General features: G+C 74.2%; 7 protein-coding genes. 2 read left to right on the top strand and 5 right to left on the bottom strand.

Annotated features, from left to right (window positions below):
* The first annotated feature begins 32 nt into the window (after positions 1-32).
* Positions 33-293: a mycoredoxin gene (locus tag BCL76_RS22680; RefSeq protein WP_109781268.1), complete on the top strand. Its 261-nt coding sequence runs from the start codon at positions 33-35 to the stop codon at positions 291-293.
* 96 nt (positions 294-389) lie between these two features.
* Here BCL76_RS22680 and nudC read toward each other — a convergent pair whose 3' ends face one another.
* From nudC to BCL76_RS22655, 5 genes are all read right to left on the bottom strand, one after another.
* Positions 390-1,346: an NAD(+) diphosphatase gene (gene nudC, locus BCL76_RS22675; protein WP_181382668.1), complete on the bottom strand. Its 957-nt coding sequence runs from the start codon at positions 1,344-1,346 to the stop codon at positions 390-392.
* A gap of 71 nt (positions 1,347-1,417) precedes the next feature.
* Complete coding sequence (locus BCL76_RS22670) at positions 1,418-2,848, bottom strand: dipeptidase (protein ID WP_109781266.1); 1,431 nt, start codon at positions 2,846-2,848, stop codon at positions 1,418-1,420.
* A 10-nt stretch (positions 2,849-2,858) separates the two neighbouring features.
* Complete coding sequence (locus tag BCL76_RS22665) at positions 2,859-6,437, bottom strand: ATP-dependent DNA helicase (RefSeq protein WP_258309848.1); 3,579 nt, start codon at positions 6,435-6,437, stop codon at positions 2,859-2,861.
* Between the two features lie 110 nt (positions 6,438-6,547).
* On the bottom strand, positions 6,548-10,054 hold the full coding sequence (locus tag BCL76_RS22660) for an ATP-dependent helicase (RefSeq protein WP_258309860.1): 3,507 nt from the start codon (positions 10,052-10,054) through the stop codon (positions 6,548-6,550).
* 207 nt (positions 10,055-10,261) lie between these two features.
* Complete coding sequence (locus tag BCL76_RS22655) at positions 10,262-10,621, bottom strand: MGMT family protein (protein ID WP_109781265.1); 360 nt, start codon at positions 10,619-10,621, stop codon at positions 10,262-10,264.
* 167 nt (positions 10,622-10,788) lie between these two features.
* Between BCL76_RS22655 and BCL76_RS22650 the strand changes: the two genes are divergently transcribed.
* Complete coding sequence (locus BCL76_RS22650) at positions 10,789-13,671, top strand: lysylphosphatidylglycerol synthase transmembrane domain-containing protein (RefSeq protein ID WP_109781264.1); 2,883 nt, start codon at positions 10,789-10,791, stop codon at positions 13,669-13,671.
* The last annotated feature ends 8 nt before the right edge of the window (positions 13,672-13,679 follow it).

Raw genomic sequence — 13,679 nt, 5'->3', positions numbered from 1 at the left:
GACCACCGAGCCCTCACGAAGGAGAGCGCAGCATGCAGGACACGGGCACCGTCACGATGTACAGCACGACCTGGTGCGGCTACTGCCGTCGGCTGAAGAGCCAGCTGGACCGGGAAGGCATCGCGTACAACGAGATCAACATCGAGCTCGACCCGGAGTCCGCCGCGTTCGTGGAGAAGGCCAACGGCGGCAACCAGACGGTTCCCACCGTGCTCGTGAAGTCCGCCGCGGGCAGCGAGTCGGTCATGACCAACCCGAGCCTGGCCCAGGTCAAGCAGGCCCTCGCCGTCTGATCGGCGGCGCGGACCGGGCGAGACCGGAGCACGACGGAGGGCCCCCGCCTCGGCGGGGGCCCTGCCGTCGTCACGAGGCGGGGAAAGTGACGAAGGTTACGCGGCGGCCTTCGGCAGCGGCTCGCCGTACCAGAGCTCGACCAGCCGGGCGGCGATGGAGATGCCCGACGGGGGCAGCACCTCGCCCGACGCGAACGCCGCGCGCAGCTCCTCGCGGGAGAACCAGCGGGCCTCCTCGATCTCCTCGCCGTCCACCGTGATCTCCGAGGTGACGGCGCGGGCCGTGAAGCCCAGCATCAGGCTGTACGGGAAGGGCCAGGGCTGGCTGGCCACGTACTCGACCTCGCCGACCTTGACGCCCGCCTCCTCCCACACCTCACGGATGACGGACTGCTCTATCGACTCGCCCGGCTCCACGAACCCCGCCAGCGTCGAGAAGCGGCCCTCCGGCCAGTGCACCTGGCGGCCCAGCAGCGCCCGGTCGTGCTCGTCCGTGACCAGCATGATCACGGCCGGGTCGGTGCGCGGGTAGTGCTCGGCGCCGCAGCCGGGGCAGCGGCGGATGTGCCCGGCGGCCGCGACCACCGTGCGCTCGCCGCAGCGCGAGCAGAAGCGGTGCATCCGCTGCCAGTTCTCCAGCGCCACCGCGTGCACCATCAGCCCGGCGTCGCGCGGAGAGAGCAGCAGTCCGGCCTCCCGCAGGCCGGCCGGGCGGGCCGACTGGTCCATGCGGCCGGGCAGCGCGTCCTTCTGCAGCGCGAAGTACCGTACGCCGTCCTCGTCGGTGCCCAGGAAGTAGCGGTGGGTCTCGGTGACCGGGGCCTCGAAGGCCGGGGTCATCACGATGCCGCTGCCGCCGTCGGGGGTGTCGTCGATCAGGACCTGGCCTCCGGAGACGACGAAGACGCGGGTCGTCGGGTGACTCCAGGCCGCGGCGAGCCACGCCTCGTCGAGGCGGTGGTGCGCGGCGCGGTCGATCCCGCTGGGCGCGGCGAGCGAAAGAGGGCGCTCGGTGAGAGGGCGCTCGGTATGGGTGCTCACAGGTACTTCCAACTCCCCCGGTGGTGGGACAGGCAGGCTCGGTACGGCAGGTGTGTGCGTGCGTCGGGCGTGTGCGTCGGGTGTCAGGCGGTGGCGGTGGTTCGGTGGTGGGCGGCCAGGTCCCCCCAGAGGTACGCGGTCGTCTCGACGCCCTTGAGTAGGAGGTCCAGCTCGACCTTCTCGTTCGGTGAGTGCCAGCCGTCGGACGGTACCGAGATACCGAGGAAGAGGACGGGCGCGTCCAGCACGTCCTGGAGGTCCGCGGCGGGACCGGAGCCGCCCTCCCGCGTGAAGCGGATCTTCTCGCCGAAGGCGCGGCCCATGGCCCGGACGACCGACTGCAGGGCCGGGTGGTCCAGCGGGGTCAGGCACGGGCGGGTGGGCGCGCCGAAGGTGATGGAGTGGCGGATCCCGTCCGGGGTCACGGCCGCGACCCAGTCCCTGACGGCGGCCTCGACCTCGTACGGGTCCTGCCCGGACACCAGGCGGAACGACAGCTTCAGGTGGGCGGAGGCGGGCACGATGGTCTTGCCGCCGGGGCCCTGGTAACCGCCGCCGATGCCGTTGACCTCGGCCGTGGGGCGGGCCCAGACGCGCTCCAGGGTGGAGTACCCGGCCTCGCCCGCGGCGGCGTGGGACTTGGCCGTACGCAGCCACTCGGACTCGTCGAAGGGCAGCTCGGCGATGAGCGCGCGCTCCGCGTCCGTGAGCTCGGCGATGTTGTCGTAGAAGCCGGGGATCGTGACCCGTCCGTCGGCGTCGTGCAGGGCCGCGACCAGGCGGGCGGCGGCGGTGGCCGGATTGGGCACGGCCCCGCCGAAGGCGCCGGAGTGGATGTCCTGGTCCGGGCCGTGGAAGTCGATCTCGCAGTCGGCGACGCCGCGCATGCCGGTGCAGACGGTGGGGGTGGTCTCGGACCACATTCCGGTGTCGGAGACGATCACGACGTCGGCGGCGAGCTCGGCGGCGCGGGCCTCGACGAGGGCGCGGAAGTTCGGGGAACCGGACTCCTCCTCGCCCTCGATGAGGAGCTTGAGGTGCACGGCGGGAGCGGCGGCGCCGGTGGCGGCCAGGTGCGCCCGTACCCCGAGGGTGTGGAAGAACACCTGCCCCTTGTCGTCGGCGGCGCCGCGCCCGTACATCCGGCCGTCCTGGATCACCGGCTCGAAGGGGTCGGTGTGCCAGCCGTCGGCGAGGGCGGCGGGCTGCACGTCGTGGTGCCCGTACACGAGGACGGTCGGGGCGTGCGGGTCCTCGCTGGGCCAGTGCGCGAAGACGGCGGGCGCGCCCGGGCCCGTTTTCGGATCGGAAGGGGTCCACACCTCGGCGACCGGGAAGCCGGTCTCCTTGAGCTTGGCCGCGAGCCATTCGGCGCTGCGGCGTACGTCGCCCGCGTGCTCGGGCTGGGCCGAGACGGAGGGGATGCGCAGCCACTCGGCGAGGTCGTCGAGGAAGGCGGCGCGGTGGGTGTCGATGTACGTGCGGACGACGCTGTCCGGCGGGGTGTCGCTCATGCCCCCGAGCCTAGCTGTCCGCCTGATGGTCACCGTCCGGGTCCGATTCGCCTTGGAGGATCCGCTCAAGGCGGGCTCGGTCCGGGAGGTTGCGGGGGCGGATCACGCGGCCGCTGCGGACGTGCAGGAAGGCGGCGGAGACCCGGTCGAGCGGGGTGTTCGTGGCCTCGGCCCAGGCGACGCGATAGACGGCGAGCTGGAGCGGATCGGCCTCGGTGGTACGGCCGGTCTTCCAGTCGACGATCTCGTACGAGCCGTCCGGGTTCTTGTAGACGGCGTCGATCCGGCCGCGCACGACCCGGCCGGCGAGGGTGAGCTGGACCGGGGCCTCCATGCGGTGGGGCGGCCGGTCGGCGTACGGGCTGCGTTCGAAGGCGGCCTTGAGGGAGTCGAGGTCGGCCTCGTCGGCGATCTCCTGGTCGGAACCGGCGCCGGGGAGGTCGGTGACGGGGTCGAGGACGTCGAGGAAGGGCAGGGGCAGCTCGTCGAACCGGGACTCGACCCAGGCGTGGAAGCGGGTGCCCTGTCGGGCCGCGGGCTGCGGGGGGCGCGGCATGGGGCGGGCCAGGTCGCGTACGAAGCCCTGCTCGTCGGCGGCGAGCCGAAGCAGCTGACTGGCCGACAGGGCGGAGGGCAGCTCGACGTCGCGGACGGCGGCGCGGGCACGGCGGAGCTCGCCCTCGAGGGCGTCGAGGTCCCGGTCCCAGGAGGCGACGGCACGGGCCTCTTCGGGTACGAGGTCGCCTCGGGCGGTGCGGGGTACGGACGCGGCGGACGGCGTCGTCTCCCCGGCCCAGAGGTCGGCCTCCGCGCGGAGGTCGTCGCGCCGGGCCTGCCGCCGGGCGGGTACGTCCTCGCGCGCGGACGGCGCCTCGCCGGCCCAGAGGTCGTCGTACGGCGGGTCGGCGGGGCCGGGCGGTCGGGCGGCTTCGGGCTCGGGCTCGGTCCTGGGCTGGGTCTCCGGCTCGGGCTCCGGCTCGGGGGGCCAGGTGTCGTCGGTCGGGGGTGGTTCCCAGGGGTCTTCGGCCGGCCACGGCTCCTCGCAGTCCGGGGGCCAGAGGTAGGCCTCGTCCTCCTCCGGGGGCGGGGCCGCGAGGTAGGACTCCACCAGGGCGGCCGCCGCGCGGCGCAGGGTCAGGGAGTACGGGTCGAGCGGCAGGGGCCAGGAGTGGTCCGGGGTGGATTCGTCGGACAGGGCCGGATTCTCGGCGGTGGGGTCGGGCTCGTCCGCCCAGGCCTCGATCTCGCCGAAACCGGCCGCGCAGTGCTCGTACAGGGCTTCCAGGAACGCCGACGGGCCCCGACGCTTCTTCTGGCTCGGCCCCCACCAGTGACCCGAGGCCAGCAGCAGGGAGCGCGGCCGGGTGAAGGTCACGTAGCCGAGGCGGAGCTCCTCCACCGACTTGTGCTCCTTGAGCGCGGCCTTGAAGGCCTTCAGGCCCGCTGAGGTCCAGGCCGGGTCCCCGGGCAGGGTGGGGGCGTCGCCGCGCAGCGCGTACGGGAGGACCTTCGCGTACGAGGTCCAGGCCTCCGGCGGCTTCTCCTTCGGGAAGGCGCCCGCGCACAGGTCCGGGACCACCACCACGTCCCACTCCAGGCCCTTGGACTTGTGGGCGGTGAGCACCTTGACCGTGTTCTCGCCGCCCGGCAGCGCGTGGTCCAGGCCCTTCTCGTACTGGGCCGCCGTGCGCAGGAACGCCAGGAAGGCCAGCAGCGTGGCCTCGCCGTCCAGGGCGGCGAAACCGGCCGCGACGTCCATGAAGTTCGACAGCGTCTCGCGGCGGCGGGCCGCCAGCGCGTGCGGGGAGGCCGACAGCTCCACCTCCAGGCCGGTGGCGGTCAGCACCCGGTGCAGGACGTCCATCAGCGGGTCCGCGAGCGAGCGCCGCAGGTCGCGCAGTTCCTGGGCGAGGTGCGCGAAGCGGACCCGGGCCTCCGCCGAGAAGGGGAGGTCGTCCGGGGCCTGTCCGGCGCCGTCGAGGAAGGTCTCCAGCGCGTCGGCCAGCGACACGATCTCCGCCGGGTCCACGCCCTCCACGGCCGCCGCGAGCCGTTCGTCCGGGTCGGAATCGGCGGGCGCGCGGCCCACCAGGAGCCGCGCCCGGCGGCCCAGCAGGGCCAGGTCGCGCGCGCCGATCCGCCAGCGCGGGCCGATCAGGAGCCGGACGAGGGAGGCGTTGGCGCCCGGGTCCTGGAGGACCTCGCAGACGGCGACGAGGTCGGCGACCTCGGGCAGGTGCAGCAGTCCGGAGAGGCCGACGACCTCCACGGGCACGTCCCGGTCCACCAGCACGGCCTGGATCTGCGCGAAGTCCCCGGCGGAGCGGCACAGCACGGCGATCTCCCGGGGCTCCGTCCCGGTGCGGACCAGGTGGGCGACGGAGTCGCCGAGCCAGTCGAGCTCCTGCGCGTGGGTCTCCAGCAGGGCGCAGCGGACCTGCCCGGCGGCCTCCGCGCCGGGCGCCGGGCGCAGCGCCTCCACGCCTTCGTGCATGGCGCGCAGCGGGGCGGCGAGGCCGTTGGCGAGGTCGAGCAGGCGGCCGCCGCTGCGCCGGTTCTCGCTGAGGGAGAACCGGGTGGCGGGGCTTTCGTCGGCGTGCGGGAAGTGCTCCGGGAAGTCGTCGAGGTTGGCGACGGAGGCCCCGCGCCAGCCGTAGATCGCCTGGCAGGGGTCGCCCACGGCGGTCACGGCGTGGCCGGAGCCCGCGCCGAAGAGGCCGGACAGCAGCAGCCGCTGGGCCACGGAGGTGTCCTGGTACTCGTCGAGCAGGACCACCCGGAACTCCTCGCGCAGCAGCGCCCCCACCTCGGGCCGGGTGGTGGCGAGCTGCGCGGAGAGGGCTATCTGGTCGCTGAAGTCGAAGAGGTCGCGGGTGCGTTTGGCGGCGCGGTAACGGACGACCAGTTCCAGCAGTTCGAGGCGACCGCGCACGGCCTCCGGGACCTTGCGGAGGTCCTCGTTGGTGAGCTTGGTGTCGGCGAGCACACCCAGCAGTTCGGTGTCGTGCAGGCGCAGGTGTGCCGGCTCGACCAGGTGCTCGGAGAGCTCCCCGTCGAGCGCGAGGAGGTCGCCGACCAGGTCGGGGACCGATTTGGTGAGCGAGGGGTACGGGCCGGGGGCCTCGCGCAGCACCTTCGCGGCGAGCTGGAAGCGGGTGGCGTCGGCGAGCAGCCGGGAGCTGGGCTCCAGGCCGATGCGCAGGCCGTGGTCCTTCAGGAGCTGCCCGGCGAAGGCATGGTAGGTGGAGATGCGGGGCTCGCCGCCGACCGCGTCCGCGTCGGCCGGGGAGGGGTCCGGGTCGGTGATGCCGGCCCGCGCCAAGGCCTTGCGTACGCGCTCGGACAGCTCACCGGCGGCCTTGTTGGTGAAGGTCAGGCCGAGCACCTGCTCGGGCGCGACCGCTCCGGTACCGACGAGCCAGACGACGCGGGCGGCCATGACGGTGGTCTTGCCGGAGCCGGCGCCCGCGACGACGACCTGTGGGGCGGGCGGGGCGGTGACACAGGCCATCTGCTCGGGCGTGAAAGGGATCCCGAGGAGCTCCTTGAGCTGCTCGGGGTCGGAGAGGGCGGGCGGACGCGCGGGCACGTAAAAAGGCTAGCCGCCCCCACCGACAGTCCCGACCGACAGCCTCGACCGACCCTCCGAGGGGCGCGGCCCCGGCCCACCGTCCTGAGGGACGGCCGCGACCGTCGGGCTCACTCGACGGTCTGGCGGCCCTCCGGGCGGGCGCTGCACGAACTGCGGAAGGAGCAGTGGTCGCAATGACGGCCCGCGGCGGGCGCGAACCGCTCGTCCAGGACCCGGCCCGCGGCGGTGGCCAGCAGGTCGCCGACCCACTCCCCGTCGAGCGGCTGCTGCGCCTGCACCTTGGGCACGGCGTCGCCGCCCTCGCGGATCGCGGCGCCTTGGCGGAGCTGGACGAGCTCCGCGCCGCCGGCCGCGGGGCGCAGGCCGTCGAAGACCTCGTCGACGGCACCCTCGCGCACGGCGAGCTGGTAGACGGCGAGCTGGGGGTGGCGGGCGACCTCGTCCTTGGTGGGCGCGGACCTGCCGGTCTTGAAGTCGACGACGTACGCACGCCCCTGCGGGTCCGCCTCGACCCGGTCCATGGAACCCCGGATGCGGACGGCGACCTCACCGGCTTCGAGTGTGACGTCGAACTCGTGCTCCGTGGCCACGGCCTCGCGGCCCCCGCGGTCGGTGGTGTGCCAGCGCAGGAAGCGTTCCAGGGCGGCGCGGGCGTTGTCCTTCTCCTGGCGGGACTTCCAGGGGGCGTCGAAGGCGAGGGCGTCCCACACGGAGTCGAGGCGTTCCATGAGGACGGCCAAGTCTGCGGGGGTACGGCCGGAGGCGACCTCGTCGGCGAGGACGTGCACGACGTTGCCGAAGCCCTGGGCGGCGGTGGAGGGAGTGTCGGCCTTGACCTCGCGGCCGAGGAACCACTGGAGGGAGCAGGTGTTGGCGAGCTGTTCCAGGGCGCTGCCGGACAGCGCGACGGGCCGGTCCCGATCGCGGAGCGGGACGCTGCTGCGGGTGGGCTCGTACAGGCCCCACCAACGCTGCGGGTGCGCGGCGGGGACCAGCGGGCGGTCCTCGTCGTCGGTGAGCGCGGCGAGGCGGGCGAGGCGGCGGGCGGCCGCGTCGCGCAGGGCGGGCGAGGCGTCGGGGTCGACGGTGGTGGCGCGCAGTTCGGCGACGAGCGCGGCGACCGCGAGGGGGCGTCGGGGGCGGGCGGTGACGTCGCGCGGGGTGACGCCGAGCTCGGTGAGGAAGCGGGAGGGCTGGTCGCCGTCGTCGGCGGGGGCCTTGACGGCGGTGACGACGAGGCGTTCGCGGGCGCGGGTGGCGGCGACGTAGAAGAGCCGGCGCTCCTCGGCGAGCAGGGCGCCGGGGGTGAGGGGCTCGGCGAGGCCGTCGCGGCCGATACGGTCGGCCTCCAGCAGGGAACCGCGCCGGCGGAGGTCGGGCCACAGGCCCTCCTGGACGCCGGCGACGACGACGAGGGACCACTCCAGTCCCTTGGAGCGGTGGGCGGTCATCAGCCGGACGGCGTCGGAGCGGGTGGCGCGGGCCGTCAACATGTCGGCGGCGATGTCCTCCGCCTCCAGCTGTTCGAGGAAGTTGAGCGCGCCACGGCCGCCGGTGCGTTCCTCGGCGCGGGCGGCGGTGTCGAAGAGGGCGCAGACCGCGTCGAGGTCGCGGTCGGCGTTACGGCCGGCCGCGCCGCCGCGGCGGGCGCTGCGCTCCAGCCGCTGCGGCCAGGGCGTGCCGTCCCAGAGGACCCACAGGGCCTCCTCGGCGGTGCCGCCGCCCTGGAGCAGCTCACGGGCCTTGCGCAGGAGCAGGCCGAGGCGCTGGGCGCCGCGGGCGTAGGCGGGATCGTGTGCGGTGAGCCGTTCCGGCTCGGCGAGGGCGCGGGCGAGCAGGACGTCGGAGGGCGCGGGCACCTTGACGCCGGCGGCGCGTTCCTCGTCCCGCAGGGCGCGGCCGAGCCGCCGCAGGTCGGCGGCGTCCATCCCGCCGAGGGGGGAGGCGAGCAGGGTGAGGGCGGCCTCGACGGTGACGCCTCCGGCCGTTACGCCTCCGGCGGGGTCGGCGGACTCCTCGGGGGTCGCCCCCGGGCCCGGCTCCGCAGGGTCGCCTCCGGCGCGGTCACCGGGAGCCTGCTCGATCGCGTCGGCCTGGTCCCGCGGACCGGACGGGGCGGACGCGGCGGACGGTGACGCGTCGGCGGATCCCGTGGGGGTCTCGGCCCGTGGCGAGTCGTCCGTGGGCAGTGCGGAGACGGCCGGGTCGGGTGCGTCCGCCGGAAGGTCCGCGGTGTCGGAGTCGGTGGGGGGCAGGGGGTCCGCGGTCGGTTCGGCGGCGGTGGCCGAGACGCGGAGGGCCGTCAGGAGGGGGGAGACCGCCGGTTCGTGGCGCAGGGGGGTGTCCGCGCCGTCCGTCTCGACCGGGACTCCCGCCGAGATCAGGGCGCGCCGCATCGCCGGGAGGGTACGGCCGCCCGCGCGGACCAGGACGGCCATGTCCTGCCAGGGCACCCCGTCCTCCAGGTGGGCCCGCCGCAGGATGTCGGCGATGTTGTCCAGCTCGGCGCCCGCCGTCGGGTACGTGAACACCTCCACCCGCCCGCCCTCCCGCACCGGCGTGAGATTCCGGTGGGCGCGGACCGCCTCGGCCGGCAGCCGTGGGACCGGCATCCGGGTGGTGAGCAGCCGGGTGGCCGCCAACAGGGCCGCGCCCGAGCGGCGGCCGACGGTGAGGGCCTCGACCCGCGCGCCGGGAAAGGCCGATCCGAAGTCCAGGGTGTTGTTGATGTCGGCGCCGCGGAAGGCGTAGATCGACTGGTCGGGGTCGCCGAAGGCGACCAGCGTGCCGCCCGGGCCGGTCAGGGCGCGCAGCAGCCGCAGCTGCGAGGCGTCCGTGTCCTGGTACTCGTCGACGAAGATCGCGTCGTAGGCGGAGGCGAGGGACGGTGTGCGTTCCGCGAGGAGCACCGCACGGTGCAGGAGCTCCGCGTAGTCCAGCGTGCCCTGCATGTCGAGGACGTCCAGGTACTCGGAGAGGAAGGCCGCCGCCGCCTTCCAGTCCGGGCGGCCGATGCGGTCGGCGAACGAGGAGAGGGCCTGCGGCCCGAGACCCAGCTCGCGGGCGCGGGCGAGCACCGCCCGGACCTCGTCGGCGAACCCGCGCGTGGTCAGTGCGGCCCGCAGGTCGTCCGGCCAGCGGATGGAGCGGATCCGGCGTTGTCCCTCCAGGAGGGTGCGGACCATGACGTCCTGCTCGGGGCCGGACAGCAGTCGCAGCGGATCGGCGAAGAGGTCGGTGTCCTGGTGGGCGCGGACGAGTCCGTAGCAGAAGGAGTGGAAGGTGGTGGCCTGCGGGGCACGCGCGCCGCCGAGGCGCAGGGCGGCCCGGTCGCGCAGTTCCACCGCCGCCTTGCGGCTGAAGGTGAGGATGAGGATCCGGGCGGGGTCGGTACCCGCTTCCACCCGGGCGGCGACGGCTTCGACCAGCGTGGTCGTCTTCCCGGTGCCCGGTCCGGCGAGGACCAGCAGTGGTCCGCCGGCGTGGTCAACCACCGCCCGCTGCGCTGCGTCCAGCACAGGGGGATCCACCCGTTCCGGCCCGGTGCGCACGAGGCGGTACGCGTCGGGGATCCGCGTACGCCGCCGCTCGGTGCGGTCGGAGGAAGAGGTGATCACGTGAGGTGCCGGTCCTGGTGGGTCTGCGGGGCGTGGCGGTGCTGCCGTGACGGCTCGCGCGGAGGCCGGTACAGAGGCGGAGGCGGAAGCCGAAGGGGCCACGCTACGGCAACCGGCCGACGCCGCGCAGTCCCCCCGGGTACCCCGGACGGGCGTTCGGACCGTCGCCCGATCGCCCGTCCGGGCCGCGCATGGCCGAAGCTGTCAGATGTGAGCCTCGTCGCGTCCGCCGTCCTGTCCGTCCTGCCCGGGGGACCCGTCCCAGCGCGCCCGGCGCATGTCCAGGCGTGGCTCGCCGCGCGCCGTCAGGCGCAGCGGGGTGGCTTCGACCCGGTAGTGCTCCAGGGCCCGCACTTCGTGTCCGGGGAGCGGCAGGCCGTCCGCCCGCACCACGCGCCACCAGGGCACGGCTCCCCCGTAGAGGGCCATGACACGCCCGACTTGGCGCGGTCCTCCCTCGCCGAGCCATTCGGCGACGTCCCCGTATGTCATCACCCGGCCGGGCGGAATACGCTCGGCCACCTCCACTACGCGCTCCGCGTACGCGGGCAGCTCCTCACTCATTCAGCACATGGTGCAGTAAGCCGGCCGCGTCCGGGCGGAGGTCTCGCTTCCGCACCGGCGCGCACCCTGATGCCCCGCAGGCCCGTCGGTCCGTGCCACCATCTTCCGGGCGGTGACTGGTGATACGTGATCAAGAAGAGACGGATGTGACGACGAAGGAGCAGGGTGTGAGCCCTCCGGACGGCGCGGCGACCGATGACGGCGCACGCCCTGACGACGGCCGCGCCGCCCGCCCCGAACCCGTCCCCGAACCCGTCCCCGAGCCCCGCCCGGAGCCCCCGCGCCCCGACGGCCGGACCGGCGAGACCGAGGCCGGAGAAGCCACGGCCGGAGAGGCCGAGGCCGCAGAGGCCGAGCCCACCAGGGCCAAGGCCACCGGAGCCGAGGCCAGGGCCAAAGCCAAAGCCGAGGCCGAAGCCACCGCAGCCGCAGCCGCAGCCGCCGAGGGCGCGCACGGTCACGCCGCCACGGACGCCGACCGGGTCGAGGTCGACGAACCGCTGCTCGCCGCCCGCGTCCATCGGCCGTCCGACCTCGTACGCCTGCTCGTCGGCGTCCTCGGCATCGCCGTCCTGCTCGCCATCGCCGCCTTCGCCCACGGCACCACCGTGGGTCTGGAAGAGGACATCAGCAAGGGCACCGGCCAGGCGCCCGCCCTGCTGATCAAGGTCGCCGCGCTGGTCTCCAGCATCGCGGTGCTGCTGCTGCCCGTCGCCTTCGCCATCGAGCGGCTGATCAAACGCGACGGGCTGCGCATCGCCGACGGCGTGCTCGCCGCCGTCCTCGCGCACGGCGTCACCCTCGCCACCGACCTGTGGGTCTCCCAGGCCGCCCCCGACACCATCCAGGACGCCCTCACCCGCCCCGCGGCCGGTGGCACCCTCACCGACCCGGTGCACGGCTACCTCGCGCCGGTGATCGCGTACATGACCGCGGTCGGCATGACCCGCAGGCCCCACTGGCGGGTCGCGCTGTGGGTGGTCCTGCTGCTCAACGCCTTCGCCATGCTGGTCAACGGCTACACCACCCCCTTCTCGATCATCCTCACCGTGCTGATCGGCTGGAGCGTCGCCTACGGCACCCTGTACGCCGTCGGCTCGCCCAACGTGCGCCCCACCGGGCAGCACCTGCTCGCCGGACTGCGCCGCGTCGGCTTCCAGCCGGTCAGCGCGATGCGCGCCGAGATGCCCGAGGGCCCCGAGCCGTCCGAGGCCAACGACCGGGGGCGCCGCTACCACGTGACCCTGGAGGACGGCCCGCCGCTGGACGTCACGATCGTCGACCGCGAGCAGCAGGCCCACGGCTTCTTCTACCGGGTCTGGCGCCGGCTCACCCTGCGCGGCATCACCACCGGGCGCAGCCTGCAGTCGCTGCGCCAGGCGCTGGAGCAGGAGGCGCTCCTCGCGTACGCGGCCATCGCGGCCGGGGCGAACGCGCCGAAGCTGATCGCCACCTCCGAGCTCGGCCCGGACGCGGTGATGCTCGTGTACGAGCACCTGGACGCCCGGCCCCTCGACGCCCTCGCCGACGAGGAGATCACCGACGAGCTGATCCACCACACGTGGGAGCAGGTACGGGCCCTGCAGTCGCGGCGGATCGCGCACCGGCGGCTCACCGGTGACGCCCTTGTGGTGGATCGTTCCGGCAATGTCGTCCTCACCGACCTGCGCGGTGGCGAGATCGCCGCGGGCGACCTGGTCCTGCGCATGGACATCGCCCAGCTCCTGACCACGATCGGCCTGCGGGTCGGCGCCGAGCGCGCGGTGGCCTCGGCCGTCTCGGTGCTCGGCCCGGACGCGGTGGCGGACTGCCTGCCGCTGCTCCAGCCGATCGCGCTGAGCCGTTCCACCCGGGCGACGCTGCGCAAACTGGCGCGGGAACGGGCGGACCGGCAGCGGGAGGCCGTACTGGAGTCCTCGCGAGCGGCGAAGGCGGCGCGCGAGGCGGAGTCCGCGGCCTCCTCGACCCCGGTGTCCGCCTCGGCCGCCGCCGACCGCAAGGCCGAGAAGAAGGCCTTGGAGGACGCGCTGGACGGGGCGCGCGAGGAGGATCTGCTGACGCAGATCCGCCACCAGGTGCTGCTGATCCGCCCGCAGGCGCCGGTGGAGCCGGCCCGGCTGGAGCGGATCCGGCCGCGGACCCTGGTCTCGTTCATCGCGGGCGCCTTCGGTCTGTACTTCTTGCTCACGCAGCTCGCCCACGTGGACTTCGCGACGATCATCGCCGACGCGGAGTGGGGCTGGGTCGGGGCGGCGCTCGCCTTCTCGGCGCTGACGTACTTCGCGGCGGCGATGAGCCTGCTGGGCTTCGTGCCGGAGCGGGTGTCCTTCCTGCGGACCGTGGTCGCGCAGGTGGCCGGGTCGTTCGTGAAGCTGGTGGCCCCGGCGGCCGTCGGTGGTGTCGCGTTGAACACGCGGTTCCTGCAGCGGGCGGGGGTCCGGCCGGGGCTGGCGGTCGCGAGCGTGGGCGCCTCCCAGCTGTTCGGACTGGCCAGCCACATCGTGCTGCTGCTGTCCTTCGGCTATCTGACCGGGACCGAGAAGACCCCGGAGATGACCCCGTCCCGGGCGGTCATCGCGGGTCTGCTGACGGTGGCCGTACTGGTGCTGGTGGTGACGGCCGTCCCGTTCCTGCGGAAGTTCGTGGTGACCCGGGTACGGGCGCTGTTCGCGGGCGTGGTGCCGCGCATGCTGGACGTGCTCCAGCGGCCGAAGAAGCTGCTGACCGGCATCGGCGGGATGCTGCTGCTGACGGGCTGCTTCGTGATGTGCCTGGACGCGTCGATCCGCGCGTTCGGCGGCGGCGAGGCCATCAGCTACGCGAGCATCGCCGTGGTGTTCCTGGCGGGCAACGCGCTGGGCTCGGCGGCCCCGACGCCGGGCGGTATGGGCGCGGTGGAGACCACGTTGACCCTCGGTCTGATCGCGGCGGGGCTGGAGAAGGAGGTCGCCTTCTCGGCGGTGCTGCTGTTCCGCCTGATGACGTTCTGGCTGCCGGTGCTGCCCGGGTGGATCTCGTTCAACTTCCTGACCCGCAAGGAAGCCATCTAGAGGCGGGT

The organism is Streptomyces sp. CG 926, from assembly GCF_003148825.1.
Lineage (GTDB): Bacteria > Actinomycetota > Actinomycetes > Streptomycetales > Streptomycetaceae > Streptomyces.
The sequence above is the reverse complement of the archived record's forward strand: the minus strand, read 5'-3'. Positions and strand labels throughout refer to the sequence as shown.